The 17,997-nt window shown below is 43.9% G+C and carries 15 protein-coding genes; 8 read left to right on the top strand and 7 right to left on the bottom strand.

What is annotated here, in order from left to right; genetic code table 11:
• The first annotated feature begins 1 nt into the window (after position 1).
• The 6 genes from pilB to yacG all read left to right on the top strand — a co-directional run bounded on the left by pilB (position 2) and on the right by yacG (position 5,639).
• Entirely contained in the window at positions 2-1,690 is a 1,689-nt protein-coding gene (pilB, locus tag HC723_RS08905; protein WP_190338818.1) for a type IV-A pilus assembly ATPase PilB, read from the top strand.
• Between the two features lie 50 nt (positions 1,691-1,740).
• Positions 1,741-2,973, top strand: a complete 1,233-nt coding sequence (locus HC723_RS08900; protein WP_190338817.1) for a type II secretion system F family protein — start codon at positions 1,741-1,743, stop codon at positions 2,971-2,973.
• A gap of 38 nt (positions 2,974-3,011) precedes the next feature.
• Entirely contained in the window at positions 3,012-3,923 is a 912-nt protein-coding gene (locus tag HC723_RS08895; RefSeq protein WP_190338816.1) for a prepilin peptidase, read from the top strand.
• Between the two features lie 4 nt (positions 3,924-3,927).
• Entirely contained in the window at positions 3,928-4,539 is a 612-nt protein-coding gene (gene coaE / locus HC723_RS08890) for a dephospho-CoA kinase (protein ID WP_153446001.1), read from the top strand.
• Positions 4,540-4,650: 111 nt separating this feature from the next.
• The gene (zapD, locus tag HC723_RS08885; protein WP_194704518.1) at positions 4,651-5,382 is read left to right on the top strand and encodes a cell division protein ZapD; all 732 of its coding nucleotides are present in this window, start codon (positions 4,651-4,653) and stop codon (positions 5,380-5,382) included.
• A 53-nt stretch (positions 5,383-5,435) separates the two neighbouring features.
• Positions 5,436-5,639 (top strand): DNA gyrase inhibitor YacG, encoded by a 204-nt coding sequence (yacG, locus tag HC723_RS08880; RefSeq protein WP_153445999.1) that lies wholly within the window; start codon positions 5,436-5,438, stop codon positions 5,637-5,639.
• A 472-nt stretch (positions 5,640-6,111) separates the two neighbouring features.
• On the opposite strand, the gene acuI is transcribed toward yacG, so the two are convergent.
• Positions 6,112-7,092 (bottom strand): acrylyl-CoA reductase (NADPH), encoded by a 981-nt coding sequence (gene acuI / locus HC723_RS08875; RefSeq protein WP_153445997.1) that lies wholly within the window; start codon positions 7,090-7,092, stop codon positions 6,112-6,114.
• 387 nt (positions 7,093-7,479) lie between these two features.
• Between acuI and HC723_RS08870 the strand changes: the two genes are divergently transcribed.
• A complete protein-coding gene (locus HC723_RS08870; RefSeq protein WP_153445995.1) occupies positions 7,480-7,617 on the top strand; it encodes a hypothetical protein in 138 nt (45 codons plus the stop codon).
• Between the two features lie 4 nt (positions 7,618-7,621).
• Here the strand turns inward: HC723_RS08870 and HC723_RS08865 are convergent, their stop codons facing one another.
• The 3 genes from HC723_RS08865 to HC723_RS08855 form a co-directional block, all read right to left on the bottom strand.
• Positions 7,622-9,154: an ATP-binding cassette domain-containing protein gene (locus tag HC723_RS08865; RefSeq protein WP_153445993.1), complete on the bottom strand. Its 1,533-nt coding sequence runs from the start codon at positions 9,152-9,154 to the stop codon at positions 7,622-7,624.
• 143 nt (positions 9,155-9,297) lie between these two features.
• Complete coding sequence (gene groL / locus HC723_RS08860; RefSeq protein WP_153445991.1) at positions 9,298-10,950, bottom strand: chaperonin GroEL; 1,653 nt, start codon at positions 10,948-10,950, stop codon at positions 9,298-9,300.
• 52 nt (positions 10,951-11,002) lie between these two features.
• On the bottom strand, positions 11,003-11,293 hold the full coding sequence (locus HC723_RS08855; protein WP_153445989.1) for a co-chaperone GroES: 291 nt from the start codon (positions 11,291-11,293) through the stop codon (positions 11,003-11,005).
• A 220-nt stretch (positions 11,294-11,513) separates the two neighbouring features.
• Here HC723_RS08855 and HC723_RS08850 point away from each other — a divergent pair, with 220 nt between their 5' ends.
• Complete coding sequence (locus HC723_RS08850) at positions 11,514-12,860, top strand: MATE family efflux transporter (RefSeq protein ID WP_190338815.1); 1,347 nt, start codon at positions 11,514-11,516, stop codon at positions 12,858-12,860.
• Positions 12,861-12,963: 103 nt separating this feature from the next.
• On the opposite strand, the gene HC723_RS08845 is transcribed toward HC723_RS08850, so the two are convergent.
• From HC723_RS08845 to HC723_RS08835, 3 genes are all read right to left on the bottom strand, one after another.
• Entirely contained in the window at positions 12,964-14,094 is a 1,131-nt protein-coding gene (locus HC723_RS08845; RefSeq protein WP_190338814.1) for a murein hydrolase activator EnvC family protein, read from the bottom strand.
• A gap of 272 nt (positions 14,095-14,366) precedes the next feature.
• Positions 14,367-15,911, bottom strand: coding sequence for a 2,3-bisphosphoglycerate-independent phosphoglycerate mutase (gene gpmM / locus HC723_RS08840; protein WP_190338813.1), 1,545 nt, complete (start codon positions 15,909-15,911; stop codon positions 14,367-14,369).
• 421 nt (positions 15,912-16,332) lie between these two features.
• Positions 16,333-17,931 (bottom strand): ArnT family glycosyltransferase, encoded by a 1,599-nt coding sequence (locus HC723_RS08835; RefSeq protein ID WP_190338812.1) that lies wholly within the window; start codon positions 17,929-17,931, stop codon positions 16,333-16,335.
• Positions 17,932-17,997 lie beyond the last annotated feature (66 nt).

Here is a 17,997-nt window from a genome sequence, read left to right as displayed (position 1 = left end):
TATGAACATCAACCTCGCCTCCATTTTACGTCAAGCCGACTTCCTGACTCACGAGCAGGAACAGGTGGTGGTGAGCAGCGTTCTTAACGATAAAAAAAGCGTCCCCGTGGTGTGCGTGGACGCTGGTTTTATAGATAGCCAAACGTTATTGCAACAATTGTGTCAATTATTTGCCCTACCCCAAGCTCACCTTGACCATTACAGCTACGCCGAAGTGTGTGAACAACTCGGATTACGCGATTTAATCACCAGCCACCAAGTACTGCCACTACAGATTGATTCACAAAGCTTATTACTGGCGGTATCCGACCCCACCAATACTGGAGTAGAGGATGATTTTCGTTTTGCTACTGGCAAGCAAGTCGAATTTATTCTGGCCGATTGCAAAGAGCTGGAAGGTGCGATTCGTCGTTTATACGGTCGAAGCGCAGGCAGCGACAATGGCCAAGGCAAAGACATCACTCAAGACGAACTGGCCAATATGGTGGAAGTTGGCAGTGATGAAATTCAAGAAACCGAAGATCTCAGCCAAGATGAAGCGCCGGTCAGTCGTTTTATCAACCAAATATTGCTCGATGCGGTGCGCAAAGGGGCGTCAGATATTCACTTTGAACCGTATGAAGAATTGTATCGGGTGCGTTTGCGTTGCGATGGTATTTTGGTTGAAACCAACCGCCCTGCGCAACATTTAGGACGCCGCCTTGCCGCGCGAATTAAAATCTTATCTAAGCTCGATATTGCCGAGCGCCGCTTGCCGCAAGATGGCCGGATCAAAATTCGCTTAAACGCCGATACCGCGATTGATATGCGAGTTTCTACCTTGCCAACCTTATGGGGCGAGAAAATCGTATTGCGCCTGCTCGACAGTAGCGCTGCCAATTTGAATATCGACAAACTTGGCTACAGTGACGCACAAAAAAAATTATATTTAGAGGCGCTACAGCAACCGCAAGGCATGATCTTAATGACCGGCCCAACCGGTAGCGGTAAAACCGTTTCTTTGTACACCGGATTGCGGATTTTAAACACCCCAGATAAAAATATATCGACCGCCGAAGATCCGGTCGAGATAAACTTAACCGGAGTCAACCAAGTGCAAGTGAAACCGAAAATTGGTTTTACCTTTGCTGCTGCTCTGCGCGCTTTTTTACGTCAAGATCCCGACGTGGTAATGGTGGGCGAAATTCGCGATCTCGAAACCGCTGAAATTGCAGTAAAAGCGGCGCAAACCGGTCACTTGGTATTATCAACTCTGCATACCAATTCATCCGCCGAAACTATTGTGCGTTTGTCGAATATGGGGATTGAGGCGTTTAACCTTGCTTCATCGTTAACTCTTATTATCGCTCAGCGCTTAGCCCGTCGTTTATGCTCTCACTGTAAAAAGCCCGATCCATTCCCCGATGTATTGCGCCAAAAATTAAATATCGCGCCGGATGTGGTGATCTACAAAGCCTTTAGCCAAGGCTGTCCCGAATGTACTGGTGGCTATTCTGGCCGAGTGGGGATTTATGAGGTAATGCCATTTAGCACCGAAATTGCCACAGCGGTGATCAAAAAAGCCTCTGCCAACGATATTGAAATGATCGCGGTAAAACAAGGAATGTCGACCCTGCGTCAATCCGGTATTGATAATTTAAAACAAGGTGTTACTAGCTTCGCCGAACTGCAACGCGTGTTGTATTTTTAGTTATTTAATCAACCTACCTCCTTTTTAAAACCCAGTAGCAAGGAAGCATCATGCCTAAAACTGCCAAACTTAAAGCGCCAACTTTACGCAACTTTCAATGGCGTGGAGTCAATAGCTCGGGCAAAAAAGTCTCTGGGCAGATCATGGCGATCAATGAGAGCGAAGTGCGCGCCAAATTAAAAGAGCAACGGGTACAAATCAAAAAACTCAAACGTCGCAGTGTGTCTTTTATTGCCAAAATGAGCCATAAAGTAAAACGCAAAGACATCACGGTATTAACTCGCCAACTTTCCACCATGCTGACCACTGGCGTGCCGATTGTGCAATCACTCAAACTGATCGCCGACAGCCAACGTAAAGCGGAAATGAAGTCGATATTGTCGATCATTTGTACTCAAGTTGAAGCCGGTACTCCTATCTCTAAAGCGCTTAAAGCCAGTAGCCCCTTTTTTGATGATTTCTATTGTGACTTAGTCGCCACCGGTGAACAAACTGGTAATTTAGGCCAAGTTTTTGAACGCCTTGCCACCTACCGAGAAAAAAGTGAAGAACTGCGATCCAAAGTGATCAAAGCGATGATCTACCCAGGCATGGTAATGTTGGTTGCTACCAGTGTCTCAATTTTAATGTTAACTATGGTTATTCCTGAGTTTGAAACCATGTTTAAAGGCTTCGGCGCTGAACTGCCCGCTTTTACCCAACGAGTGATCGACCTGTCTCACTTTATTCAAGACTACTTATTGCTAATGATCATCGGGGTATTTGTGTTTATCTTTGCGGTGAAACAAGCTCGCAAACGCTCATTTAGTTTTAGATTAAAGACCAGTCGTATGGCGTTAAAAATGCCAGTATTAGGACCGGTATTTTCCAAAGCGGCGATCGCCAAATTCAGCCGAACTCTTTCTACTAGCTTTAGCGCCGGTATTCCAATTTTAACCAGCCTACTCACCACCGCTAAAACCGCTGGCAGCTTGCATTATCAAGTGGCGGTTGAGCAAGTCCACAAAGACACTGCCGCCGGCATGCCGATGTACATAGCAATGCGTAATGCCGAGGCGTTTCCTGAAATGGTATTGCAGATGGTGATGATTGGCGAAGAGTCCGGTAACTTGGATGATATGCTCAATAAGGTCGCCACCATTTATGAGTTTGAAGTGGATAACACCGTCGATAATTTAGGTAAAATCATTGAACCTGCGATCATTGTCTTTTTAGGCGTAGTGGTTGGCGGACTGGTGGTGTCACTTTATCTGCCAATCTTTAAGCTAGTTAGTGTATTCTAAGGCTATTATTTTCACTTTCAGTGGCGCTGTGATCCAACATGATAATTTTTGACTATTACCCTTTTCTATTCCCTATTTTAGCAGGTGTGTTTGGCTTGCTGATTGGCAGTTTTTTAAATGTGGTGATCTATCGCCTACCCGTAATCATGGAACGCGAATGGAAACAAGAGTGCTTCGGCTACCTTAGCGAACTCAAGATTGGTAAAAAGTTTAAAAATGATCCCGAAATAACCGCGCAGTTAGATGAATTAGCACAACCGTTTAATTTAAGTATTCCACGTTCACGCTGCCCTAAGTGTGGGACTCAAATTCGCGCAGTCGATAATATTCCCGTGATCAGCTGGTTATTTTTACGTGGTAAATGCCGTCAATGTGCCAACCCAATTAGCCCTCGCTACCCTGCTATCGAATTATTAACTGCTCTGCTTGCGGTAGTGGTTACCTGTTATTTCCCTGCCGATTGGTATGGCTTAGCGTTATTGTTTTTCACCTTTACCTTAATAGCGGCCACCTTTATCGATCTCGATACCATGTTGTTGCCTGACCAATTAACCCTGCCGTTATTATGGGCGGGATTGGCATTATCGGCGTTTGGTATTAGCCCGATTTCATTACAAGATGCGGTGATTGGCGCAATGGCGGGTTACTTATGCTTATGGTCGGTATTTTGGGCATTCAAATTACTCACTGGTAAAGAAGGCATGGGGTATGGCGATTTTAAATTGCTGGCCGCTCTTGGTGCATGGCTTGGATGGCAACAATTACCGTTATTAATATTACTCTCTTCGGTGGTGGGACTCATCTTTGGCATTATTCAATTACGCCAGCAGAAAAAAGGCATCGATATGACCTTTCCATTTGGCCCCTACCTTGCCATCGCCGGGTGGTTTTGTTTGATTTGGGGGCACGATATCGCCCATTGGTACTTAACTTATATGCTAGGTGCGTAATTTTATGATCATTGGACTGACGGGCGGGATCGGCAGCGGTAAAACCAGTATTGCTAATTTATTCCACCAGCATTTTAATATTGATTTGGTGGATGCCGATATTGTGGCGCGTCAAGTGGTGCAGCCGAACACGCTTGGCCTCAATGCGATAGTGCAACACTTTGGCGACTCGATATTAACCGACACTGGTGAGCTTGATCGTCGCCAGTTACGTGAACGTATTTTTTCTGCTCCAAGTGAAAAACAATGGATCAATGATTTACTTCATCCGTTAATTCGCACTGAAATCAAACGTCAACTTCAACACGTTACCTCACCTTATGTGATTTTAGTGGTACCACTATTGGTTGAAAGCGAGTGGAAGAATTTTGTCGATCGTATTTTAGTGGTCGATGCGAGTGAGCAAACTCAAATTGAGCGAACTTGCTCACGCGATAGCACCTCGCAAACTCAAGTCCGCGCTATTCTCGCCTCACAAGCCTCAAGGCAAGAACGCTTATCTTTTGCTGATGATGTGATTAACAATGACGCCGATCTCAATCCACAAACTCAACAAGCGTTACTATTACAAGTGACGGCGTTGCATCAAAAATATTTAGATATTAGCCCATCGTAGGCAAATTACTGGATTTAAAGGTAACTTGAAGCGACAAGGGGATAGCAAGACCTATCAATATCTGTGACAATAGCTCTATCAATGTCACCCAAACTATGTGTTGAAATTATTATGTTAAAATTCGAACATCCATTAAATGAAAAAGTACGAATTTATCTGCGAATAGACACTCTAATTAAGCAGCTGCATAGTTCTGCCTCTTTTGAGATCCCGCAAGCCTATCAGCTTTTTTTCCGTTCTTTATTTGATTTAATGGATCTGTTTGAACAAATTCAAATTAAATCTGAAATTGGCAAAGATCTCGAAAAACAAAAACTGGCTTGCAAACATTGGATGGGGGTTGCAGGGGTAGATCAAGCGATCCTCACCACTATTTTAAATGAAATTGATACCAGCTTTAAACAAGTAATGGCAGCGGAACGTTTTGGGGTCAGCTTAAAAGAAGACCGTTTTTTAAGTTCAATCCGTCAACGTTTTAACCTCCCTGGCGGCACTTGCTGCTTTGATTTACCCGCGCTACATTACTGGCTGCATTTACCATTAGAACAGCGACTCGCGGATGCCAAAGTTTGGACTGATACCCTGGCACCTTTAAAACAAGCGTTAGCATTAATGTTGCGCCTAACGCGTGAAACCTCACAACTCAAGCCTCAAACCGCTCGTAATGGCTTCTTCCAAAGTGAAGCCGAAGATGCCCACGTTCTACGTTTGCAATTACCGGTTGAGCTCGGCGTTTACCCTATGATTTCTGGGCATAAAAACCGCTTTGCAATTAAGTTTATGTATTTTGATACCGGTAATGCTTGCAGCCAAGATATCGAGTTTGATCTCGCGATTTGTTAACGCTACACTTCTGAGCATATAAGCGATTAAGTTATCAAAACCGAGTAATCAATATGAACAGCCCTACGCCAAAGAAAACCACCGTTGTTAAATGCCCTACTTGCCAAACAGATGTCGTTTGGGGAGAAATCAGCCCTTACCGCCCTTTTTGCAGCAAGCAATGCCAAATGATTGATTTTGGTGAATGGGCCGATGAAGAAAAATCGATTCCCGGCGCGCCAGATATGTCGGATTCAGATGGTTGGTCGGAAGGTTAATACCAACGCCGTCATACCCTGCTTGAGTCTTGCCCTTAACGCGTCATTCCATACCTGAGCCTCGCCCTCAACGCCGTCATTCCATGCATGAGCCTAAGCGAGGAGATAGGGAATCTCGCTTTTTTCTTTATGAACGTGTGATAATTTTTGGTGGTTAATCGGTGGGGAGTGGTTTAAAAGCGAGATCACGGATAACTCGTTCCTCGTTTCCGAGATGACGGTTTTTAAGTCGTCGTGCTTTTTGAAATCACGATGATTTGAACTGAAAATCTCAATGAACAGCTGCTTATATAAGATCACCTCACAAACAAAAAAGGCCAGGTGGGCACTCATGTCAAAGCACCACCTAACCTTTTGTTCACTCTTTATAATTTCTGCTTTGCTTAGCAAACAATGTTTAACAAATAATGCTTAACAAACAATATTGCTAGACAATCATTACCGCTTGGTAACGATTACCGTTTGTAAGCGATTACAGTTTAATAACCACACGACCCGTCACTTGGCCATTAGTAATATCATCGGCGTACTTAGGCACTTCATCTAAACTCACTTCGGTACACGCTTGCTCAAAGTAACTGGCAGGAAGAATTTCAACTAACTTATTCCACGCCGCAATACGTTTCTCGCTTGGGCAGTTCACTGAATCCACACCTTGCAAACGCACGTTACGCAAAATAAATGGCATTACCGTGGTCGGTAAATCAAACCCTGCCGCCAGACCACAAGCTGCAACCACTGAGTTGTAATCCATTTGTGCTAAGACTTTAGCTAATACTTTGCTGCCTGTAGTATCAACTGCGCCAGCCCAAATTTGTTTCTCTAATGGACGAGCAGGCTCTTCAAACTCACTGCGATCAATAATGCGTGTTGCGCCAAGTTTTTCGAGTAGCGGACCGTTGGTTTCAACACGCCCCGTCACGGCTGCCACTGTGTAACCGAGCTGGCTAAGTAAAGTCACCGCAACAGAGCCAACACCACCGCTGGCACCCGTCACTAAGATTTCACCATCTTCAGGTTTTACGCCACCATCAAGGATAGCTTGAACACATAACATCGCGGTAAAGCCTGCGGTACCAATCATCATCGCTTGCTTGCTATCAAATCCTTGTGGCAAAGGCACTAACCAATCGGCTTTCAAGCTGGCTTTTTGTGCCATGCCGCCCCAATGGTTTTCACCTACGCCCCAACCGGTTAATACCACTTTATCACCTGCATTGTAGCGTGCATCTTTTGACTCAAGAACGGTACCGGCGAAATCAATACCAGGAACCATTGGGAAGTTGCGGATAATTTTTCCTTTCCCTGTGATGGCCAAACCGTCCTTGTAGTTTAAAGAAGAATAATCAACCGCTACCATCACTTCACCTTGTGGCAAAGTGGCTTCATCTAACATTTCAATACTAGAAATAGTGCGTTTTTCTTCTTGATTTAGAACTAATGCTTTAAACATAACGTCTCCAGATTGGCGCTCTTAACGCTTAAAATAAGAAATAAAATCTTGCTGATATTCGTGACGACTTGTTTCGAGTTGCTTGCAGTATAGACAATAATCATCAATGAAAAAAGTGAAACTAAATCATTTAATACATTACAAATAATCATAGATTTAATACAAAAGTATTCTCGCTACGACTTTAGTCACAAGTTAACCTCGTTCACAAAATGGACACAACTGGCTATATTTTGATAACAAGTTCATTTAACATCGTTAGTGTTAGATGTGTCAATAAAGAATAATTATAATAACCACCCATTCATATCAAACATCAATTAATTGGTGAATTGATTCTGAAATGGTTCATTAAATGGCATTACTAACCCAATATCGAGGTTCAACATGGCTATTCCTTTTATCGTGAGTGATCACCCTGCACTTTTTACCATTAATACCAATGATAAACCTATGTATGAAGACATTATCCCTGATGAGTGCGCCAAGGTGTATCAGACCATTGGCGAGTTTTTGCAATCATAAATATCTAACAAATGGTTGGAAATTTTACAATCTCCACTTCATACCCTTGCTCTGTGTTTCCAACAAAATCGAGGTAGTTTTTAATTGCGGGCAACGCATCATCCACATGGTGGGAAACGTACAGCAATTGGCTTAAATTTTCTTGTGCGAGCATATTTAAGGTATTCATCACCAGCTTACGGTTGATAAAATCCAAGCCTTGATACGGCTCATCTAAAATCAATAACACCGGCTGTTTAATTAGCGCCCGACCAATAAGTAATAACCGCTGCTGACCATAATCCAACTGCTTAAAACTAATTTTCTCACAATGACTCATGTGCAGAATAGCCAACCAATCTTTAGCGAGATCGATCTGCTTTTTACTCGGCTTTTGATACAAACCAATCGAATCAAAAAAGCCGGATAACAACACCTCAAGCGCACTGCAATTGACTCGATATTGTAGATGCAACGCCGAGGATACAATGCCAATTTGTTGCTTCACTTGCCAAATGGTTTCGCCACTGCCGCGCGGTTTGCCAAATAAAGTAATATCGTTGCTATAACACTGAGGATGGTCGCCTAAAATCAGCCCTAATAAGGTACTTTTTCCGCAGCCATTCGGGCCGCGAACTTGCCAATGCTGGCCATTATTAATACGCCAATTCACATCCTTAAAAATCAGCCCATCGGTGTATTCCACTTTGCCGTTTTTTAACTCCACCAGTGGATCGGGGTATTGCGCTTGATAACGCTGACGTTTAATTAACCCCATTACCTCATCACTGCGCTGTTGCGATAACTGATTAAGCTGCGCCATCACTGGGTGTGCGTGCCACTGCTCGATCGACATTCCCTCCCCTAAGGTATTGACCGTCACACCTTGCTTATTTTGGCTATGATTAAACATCGCCACGTGAGTAATGCACTCCGGCACCTCATCTTGACGGGAAGTCATCACGATAATTTGTATGGTCTGGGAGAGTTGATTAATCAGGCTGGATAATTGTTGTTGATGGGCAAGATCTAATCCGGCGTAAGGCTCATCTAAAATAAGCAAGCGAGGACGAATAGCTAACGCTCGCGCCAACATCACACGGCGAGTTTCTCCGGTCGATAATTGACGAAAACCTCGCAAACGCAAATGAGCAATATCGGTTAATGCTAATAATTCATCCCGTTGCTCGGCAGAGTCACAACACTCTAAAACTAATGCTTCGACCGTGGAACCGATATCAATTTTATCCATAAAATCAGTATCATCATTGGCAATTTCTTTTTCGAGCAATGCCTGTTGCAAATGCAAAGACACCCAACCAATCGAATCAGGCAAACCTTGTAAATTCAGCCCAATATTCGCTGAATGATCGCCTGCCACTGGTTTAGGATTGGCTTTTAAATCTAAGTCACCGGCCAGCACTCGACCTAACGTTGAACCACAATGACTGTAAGTCGAAAAGATCACCCAATGCTGCTCGGGCTCAATGGTCCAGCAAGGCACTTCGATTTGCTCGGTGGCAAGAGATAGTTTGAGATCGCGTAAACAAATAGTCATGCTTCATCCTTGATTAATATCTTTTCTTTTTACCATTCCATTGATAGCTAATTGAGTCAAATATAAATCAATGGCATATAAGAACAGCCATAAAAAAACCCGCAAATCTGCGGGTTTTTTATGGTCAGTTATAAGGGGACTGATTACATCATGCCGCCCATACCACCCATTCCGCCCATGCTACCCATATCAGGCATTGCAGAACCAGAATCTTGTGGCTTATCAGTTACCATCGCTTCGGTCGTGATCATAAGACCGGCAACCGATGCGGCGAACTGAAGTGCGCTACGAGTGACTTTCGTTGGATCTAAAATACCCATTGCGATCATATCTCCATATTCGCCGGTTGCAGCGTTGTAACCGTAGTTACCTTCGCCTGCACGAACATTGTTAGCAACCACAGATTCTTCATCACCTGCGTTTTTCGTGATTTGACGAATTGGGGATTCCATTGCGCGAAGTGCTACGCGAATACCGACGTTTTGCTCTTCGTTATCGCCAGCTAAACCATTTGCAGAAACGGTTGCTGCAGCGCGGATAAGTGCCACACCACCACCGGCAACAATACCTTCTTCAACCGCAGCGCGAGTTGCGTGCAGTGCATCTTCAACGCGGTCTTTTTTCTCTTTCATTTCAACTTCGGTTGCTGCGCCAACTTTGATGACTGCTACGCCGCCAGCTAATTTAGCTACACGCTCTTGCAGTTTTTCTTTGTCGTAGTCAGAGGTTGCATCTTCGATTTGTTGACGAATTTGGGTTACGCGACCTTGAATGATTGACTCTTCACCTGCGCCATCAATGATCGTGGTGTTTTCTTTAGTGATAGTGACACGTTTCGCTTGACCAAGATCTTCTAGCGTTGCTTTTTCAAGCTCAAGACCGATCTCTTCAGAAATAACCGTACCCGCCGTTAATGCCGCGATATCTTGTAGCATCGCTTTACGACGGTCACCGAAACCAGGCGCTTTAACTGCCGCGACTTTCACGATGCCACGCATGTTGTTTACTACCAATGTTGCGAGTGCTTCACCTTCTACGTCTTCTGCAATGATAAGCAGTGGACGAGAGGCTTTAGCGACAGCTTCTAGTGTTGGCAGTAATTCACGGATGTTTGATACTTTCTTATCAACCAATAGGATGAATGGGCTTTCTAGATCAACGCTGCCCGCTTCTGGGTTGTTGATGAAGTATGGCGATAAGTAACCACGGTCGAATTGCATACCTTCAACCACGTCTAGCTCGTCTTGCAGTGCTTGACCTTCTTCAACCGTGATCACGCCATCACGACCAACTTTATCCATCGCTTCTGCAATGATTTTACCAATGGTGCTATCTGCGTTTGCAGAGATCGCGCCAACTTGTTCGATTTCAATGCTAGTCGCACAAGGCTTAGATAAGTTTTTAAGCTCTTCGACGGCAGCAGCAACCGCTTTATCGATACCACGTTTCAGATCCATTGGGTTCATACCCGCAGCAACCGCTTTAAGACCTTCAGTGATGATAGATTGCGCCAATACTGTCGCCGTTGTTGTTCCATCACCAGCAACATCGTTCGCTTGAGAAGCAACTTGCTTCACCATTTGTGCGCCCATGTTTTGGAATTTGTCTTCTAGCTCGATTTCACGTGCAACAGATACGCCATCTTTAGTGATAGTTGGTGCGCCAAATGATTTATCTAGCACCACGTTACGACCTTTAGGCCCTAAAGTCACTTTTACCGCGTCAGCCAGAACGTTGACACCTTCTAGCATTTTGATTCGTGCGTCGTTACCAAATTTTACGTCTTTTGTAGCCATGTTGAATATTCCTTAAATCTATTGAATGCGTTTGGTTTTTTGAATGCGAGTATTAATCAATAACAGCCATGATGTCATTCTCTGACATGACTAATACTTCTTTACCATCGATTTTTTCAGACTTGGTGCTATAACCTTCAGCAAAAATTACCGAGTCACCGACTTTAACGTCTAGCGGCAATACTGTGCCATTTTCTAAGATACGACCTTTGCCTACAGCTAGAACGATACCGCGAGTTGATTTTTCCGCAGCAGAACCGGTTAGTACGATGCCACCAGCCGATTTAGATTCAACTTCTTGGCGTTCAACAATAACTCGGTCGTGTAAAGGACGAATGTTCATCTGGTTGTTTCTCCTAGTAGATGTTCATAGAAATTTTAGGGATGCCGAATCATTCGGCTGATAAAGATGTTGGGGAGCTCAGGCCATAATACAAGGGGGCAGACGAAAAAAAATGTGATCCCGGTTGGAGATCTTGAACTCCCGAGCCATAGCGTGCCCGCTTCCCGCTTTTTCGCTTTTCCTGTATCCTATTGCTTCCATCATCAACGTTGTCATTACCATGCATGATAAACACGGCCTACTCACTGGCCACATTCAAACCGTCTTAAAAAAAATGACCGTACCAATGATGTTTGGCTTATTTGCGATCCTGACATTTAATCTTATCGATACCTTTTTTATCTCGTTATTAGGCACTCAAGCCTTAGCGGCGATCAGTTTCACCTTTCCAGTCACCTTTGGCGTGAGCTGCATTACGCTTGGCATCGGCATGGGGTTATCGGCCAATGTTGGTCGTTTACTTGGGCAAAAAGATGATAGCAAAGCGGCGCGTTTTTCGACTCATGGTTTATTGCTGGCAATACTCTTGGTCAGCATTGCTTCAACCATTGGCTTTCTCACAATTAAGCCGCTATTTAGTGCATTAGGAGCGACTCCGCCGCTGCTCCCGTTGATTGAGCAATACATGTCGATTTGGTATCTCACCATTCCATTATTAGTCGTACCTATGGCCGGCAATAGTGTGATCCGCGCCACCGGTGATACCAAAACGCCCGCTAAGATCATGATGATGTCGGGGTTAATTAACGGCATACTCGATCCGCTACTTATTTTTGGCTACGGCCCTTTTCCTGAACTTGGCATTCAAGGCGCGGCGATTGCCAGTGCGATCAGTTGGTTAGGCGGGTTAATCCTTATTTTACATGTGTTGATCTTGCGCGAAAAAATGGTGGCTCGACCAAAGTTTGCAAACATCTTGAGTGATTGGAAACAAATCTTAAAAATTGGCACTCCAGCGGCATTCTCCAGTGCGATGAATCCGCTATCGGGTGCAATTTTAATGTGGATGCTGGCAGGATTTGGAACAGAAGCGGTGGCGGCTTATGGCGCTGCACAACGAGTCGAATCGATTATGATCTTAGTTTTAATGTCGCTTGGCTCAGTACTCACCCCGTTTATCGCGCAAAATATGGGGGCAAAGAATCCACAACGTAGCTTTGAGGCTTTGTTTGCGTCGATGCGTTTTTCGCTGATCTTTCAATTTGGTTTATTTGTATTGATGGTGCCGCTAAGTTGGCCTATTGCTTCCTTATTTAGCCAAGAAGAAAGTGTCCACCGAACCTTGTGGCACTTTTTGTTAATTGTGCCTTTTAGCTATGGTTTCCAAGGGCTTGTCATGATGTTGGTCAGTTGCTTAAATGCAATGCACTTGCCACTTAAAGCCTTCTTCTGGAACTTTGCCCGCCTATTTATTTTCACCTTACCTTTTGCTTTGTTTGGTAGTCATCATTACGGCGTGCAAGGCCTATTTGTTGGCATCGCGGTTGGCAATATAGTCGGTGGGATCTGCGCTTATGGTTATGCGGTGTATTTTAGAAAGCAATTATTGCAACAGCTTCAAGAGTGAAGCCATAACGCTCAGAAGGCATAAAATTAAAGTTACCACTGTATTTTGAGGTTTGCAGCGAAGCGCACTCGGCGTCTCGCTGCCTATTCTCAGATTGTCGTATTTATCTCTGCAACCAACTCTTTGGGTTTTGTGGCTGACTGTTACGTCTAACTTCAAAGTACAGTGATGGGCGATCTTGTCCACCGGTATTACCTGCCAGAGCAATGGTTTCACCAGCAGCGACCACATCACCATCTTTTTTCAGTAAGGTTGAGTTATAACCATATAAGGTCATATCACCTTTACCGTGATCCAGTAATACCACTAAACCGTAGCCGCGTAGCCATTCGGCAAATACCACCTTACCAGAATGCACCGCTTTCACCGCTTGACCTTGTTTGGCGTTAATCACAATACCTTTCCAAGTCACTTGCCCGCTTTGGCGAGTACCATAACTGTGGGCAATGCTGCCTTTTAATGGCCACGGCAAGCGACCTCGGTATTTCGCCAACCCATCCATTGGCGAAATATTACGTTTTGCCGCTTTAGCTATCTCGGCTTTTAAGCGTGTTTCATTACGACGCAATTCGGCCAAGCTACTTTGATTACTCTTAATGTTCGTGCGAATGCCTGAGACAGTGTCTTTACGTTGGCCTTGCGCTTTTTGTAGATCGCTGCGCTTGTCTTTTTGGCGCGCCAATAGCATCGATTGTTTATTTTCTTCGACTGAAAGTTGTTGTTGTTTTTCATCCAGTTGAGATTGGGTTATTTCTAGCGCTTGGATGGCTTCGGTACGAGCGGTCGCAAGATGTTGGAAATATTGGCTGATGCGATCTTTTTCTGCTGGATCGCCGCCTTGTAGAATTTGGGAGACATCATTATTACGGCTAGTGATGTAATAGGCTTTGATTAATTTTTCAAGCGTGGCTTTTTGCTCGGCTTTGGTTTGTTCTAATTGTTGTTTTTGAGTTTGAAGCTGATTTAAATTAACGTGAACCTTACTCAGCTCTCGCTGAGTATGACGGATCTCTTGACCTAATTTTGAAATCGCCACTTCGTGATCTTTTAATTCGCTTTGTAATTTATTGAGTTTTTTCTGCTGCGAACTGATGGAGGAATTTTGACGAGATATCTGCGCCGATACGCCTTTTAGCTCCTCTTTTGAGGCAGCGTTTACGCTAAGTGGAAGTAATAAAATAGAAAGTGATAGGCCGACGAGGAAACTAGAAAGCCTTTTTTTGCATAAATTCATCTAAAACATGGTCCTTTCTATCTTTTAAAGACACGATCTGCGTCTATCAAAAAGACATGATCTACAAATATTGTGCGAACTACCATAACAGTAATTCGCACAATTCGTTATCCAAAGTAATTGATGTTGCAGTGAGGCGGCAAGATCATTCATCTCCATGAGCTTTCTTTTGTAAACAGAAAGCTAGCTGTCTAGGTGATTGGAGTGAATGATCGTAGTCAACCTATTATCAATTTAGAGCTAGCTGTAGCTTCAAGTACGAAGGATAAGGATTATTTCAGATTTACGATTACCTCACCAGTCATCTCTGCTGGAATTTCCATTCCTGTTAGTTCAAGCATGGTTGGCGCAAGATCAGATAGCTTACCGCCCGCTTTGAATTCAAGGTTTTTAGAACCAACGTAAACCAATGGCACTGGTAAGTTAGTGTGCGCAGTGTGTACGCCACCGGTTGTTGGATCGATCATCATTTCAGCGTTGCCGTGATCGGCTGTGATCAGCATTTGACCATCGACTTCTTTGATTGCAGCAACCACACGGCCGATGCATTCATCAACGGCTTCACATGCTTTAACCGCAGCTTCATAAACGCCAGTGTGACCAACCATGTCGCCGTTCGGGTAGTTACAAATGATAGTATCGAACTTGCCTGATTTGATCGCTGCAACTAACTTGTCGGTTAATTCTGGCGCGCTCATTTCAGGTTGAAGATCGTAAGTAGCGACTTTTGGAGACGCGACTAATTGGCGCTCTTCACCTTCAAATTCATCTTCTTTACCGCCGTTGAAGAAGAAAGTAACGTGAGCATATTTTTCAGTTTCAGAAATACGCAGTTGAGTTTTGCCACATTTAGACAGCCACTCACCGTAAGTATTTTCTAATGATGCCGGTGGGAATGCGCAAAGCAGAGGAATGTCTGCCGCGTATTGAGTTAGCATCACAAAATCAATCGTTGGGAATACAGCACGTTCAAAACCAGAGAAATCAGGTACGAAAGTACGAGTAATTTCACGAGCACGGTCAGCGCGGTAGTTCATAAAGATCACAGCGTCGCCATCAACGATAGACGCTTGTGCATCACCTTCGGCGCGAATTTCAGTCGCTTGTACAAACTCGTCATTTTCATCACGCGCGTAAGCCGCTTCAAGGCCAGCAGTTGCTGAATCAAAAGTAAATTCCGCTTTTGCTTGAGTCAGCAAGTCGTAAGATTTTTGGACGCGATCCCAATTGTTATCACGATCCATAGCAAAGTAACGACCAATTAGAGAGGCAACACGACCTTCTTTAAGGCCTAGCTCTGCAAATAAATCTTGGAAACGTTGTAGTGCATTGTTTGCACTGCGCGGCGGAGTATCACGACCATCAAGGAATGCGTGTACATAGATTTTTTTGGCGCCGCGTTCTGCTGCCATTTGTACCGCAGCGTAGATGTGATCTTCATGGCTGTGTACGCCACCAGGAGACATAAGACCCATGATGTGAACCGCGTTGTCAGATTTAACAGCCTTATCAATCGCATTGGCAAGTGCTGGCGTATCTTTAAATTCACCATCGGCAATAGATTTCGTAATACGAGTTAAGTCTTGATATACCACACGACCCGCACCAATGTTGGTGTGACCCACTTCAGAGTTACCCATTTGACCATCAGGTAGACCTACATCGAAACCTGAAGCTGAAATAAGCGTGTTCGGTTGATTAGCAAATAGAGAATCCAGTACCGGAGTATTGGCATTAGCAATCGCGTTATCGCCATGAGTTTCGCGAGAACCCCATCCATCAAGGATCACTAAAGCGATTGGTTTTTTATTCGACATGTTAAACCTCGTTTAAAGACTAAAAATTATAGATTTTCGTTGAGCGTAATTTTACTACACTTTTCATTATAAACTGTAGGATAAGATCAATTTAAGACCGCTTATTGGTCGATATACTTGCGACTTACCCTGCAACTGTCACATAAATCTGGTACAAAATTTCATTGATTGCCAACATTATGCCGAAGTTTTAAGCAAGATGAAAATCAAAAGCGCGCATAACGATCGAGCTCGCCGAATAATATTTGAAACCCAACCCGCGGTGAGTCGATCACCACGCGCTGAACCACAGAAATTCGTCATTCCTGCCGAGCATAAGCGAGAGCGGGAATCTAATCACCGCGCGCTGTAGGTAGATCCTCGAAAGTGACGGGCTGTAAGCGCCTCAACAATACCGTTTTTGCCGTATTGATGTGCTTCGCTATCTTACCAATAATGTGTATTTCCCTTCGGTATTAATATAGCTTGGCTTTTGCCCTTTGGCTGCTAAGGCTTTGATGATTTCTGCTTGTTTGTTTTTAGTAATGATCACGCTGCCAACGTTAAGATTCACCGCTTGTTGAACCGTATCGATCAGAAGCACCGGTTGATGAAAATACACATCCATATTTTGGATCGATTCTTTTTTGTAAGCGTAATAACCTTGATTGCCATACTTTGGAGATTGCTGTTGCGCTAAGTTTGCGACTTGTTCTACCCCAAGTAAGTTGTTGTATTTCGGCACCACTAACGCCGCCACCAGTATAATCGCGAGCATAGTACACCCAAGTGAGACCACAGCATGTTGATACTTCTGTTTGAGTAACAAACCCATCGTTATTACACCAAAAATAAAGAGGCTCGCAAGCAGTAAGTAGGCATCACTTAATGACACTGGTAATTTATCTAATGCGGAGGTGAAAAATAATGCCACTATAGGTGCAATCATGGTCAGCACTGCAATTGGGTATAACCCCCACAACCACCATTTACGCTCATTGAGTTGTTGCAATATCATCACGCTAGCGAAAATAACAAAAGGCATCAGGGGCAGAAAATAAATCTCAAGCTTACTGCTCACCGCCGACAACATTACCACCCCAGTGATTGTTACCGTCAGAAATAAACATGCAGTATCAGATAGTTTGGATTGGGTTTCTAATTGCGATTTAGATTTAAAAAATTGCAGAATAAAGCCAAGCCCACTCACCACCAGCAATAGACTCCAAGGTTGTAAGGTACTAAAGGCGCTTTGCAAATAATAATAAATAGGCTCTGGGTGCACGCTAGCATGAATACCGCGTTTTAGTGCTTGACCTATAGTGAGTTGATACAAATATTGATGCCCGCCATCATAATCAATGCCCAACCCCCACAAGCCAATGATCAGCAAAAATAACAACACACCTTTTAATGGAAAATACAGCGACCATTGCTTTAGTGATTTTTTTTGCCACAAGAAAGCGAAGATAGACAGCACCGGCAATAACAGCCCGACCGGACCTTTAATCAATAAGGCCAATAAGATAAACAGTAAAATAAAGTAGCGCTGAGCGGATGGGGCTAAATATTGTTGCTGACGGATAAATGCAAGATGGAACTGATACAACGCCAAGGTAATAAACAGCGCCATCAACATATCCATACGCAAAATAATGGCGCAAGCTAAAAATAACCCACTGCTGATCAACATCACCACCGCGATATTGCCCATCGCAGGTTTGAGCTCATGTTTAGTCCAACGATGCATCACTTCTGCAATACCAATCGCCGGCAAGATACTAAATAAACAGGTAAACAACGCCGCGCCATTGGTGCCAAATAGCTTAATACCCACCATGATGACCCAAAAATACACCGGTGGTTTGTCGGCATAAATTTGACCATGATTATAAAAAGCAAACCAATGGTTCGATTGCAACGCTTCCAGCGCAATGCTGATGTATTTTAATTCATTGACTGGAGTTAAATCGCGATTAATAAAACTCAGCAGTGCAATAGCAAAAAAAGCGAAATAAAAAGTATATCTGTGTTTCAACATGTAAAGCCCTGCATATTTAAAAGCCGCCTTAATCCTATCTCATCGAAGCTAGCGAGAGATCATGAT

It is taken from the genome of Vibrio sp. S11_S32 (assembly GCF_014694465.1).
GTDB classification, from domain to species: domain Bacteria; phylum Pseudomonadota; class Gammaproteobacteria; order Enterobacterales; family Vibrionaceae; genus Vibrio; species Vibrio algicola.
The sequence above is the reverse complement of the archived record's forward strand: the minus strand, read 5'-3'. Positions and strand labels throughout refer to the sequence as shown.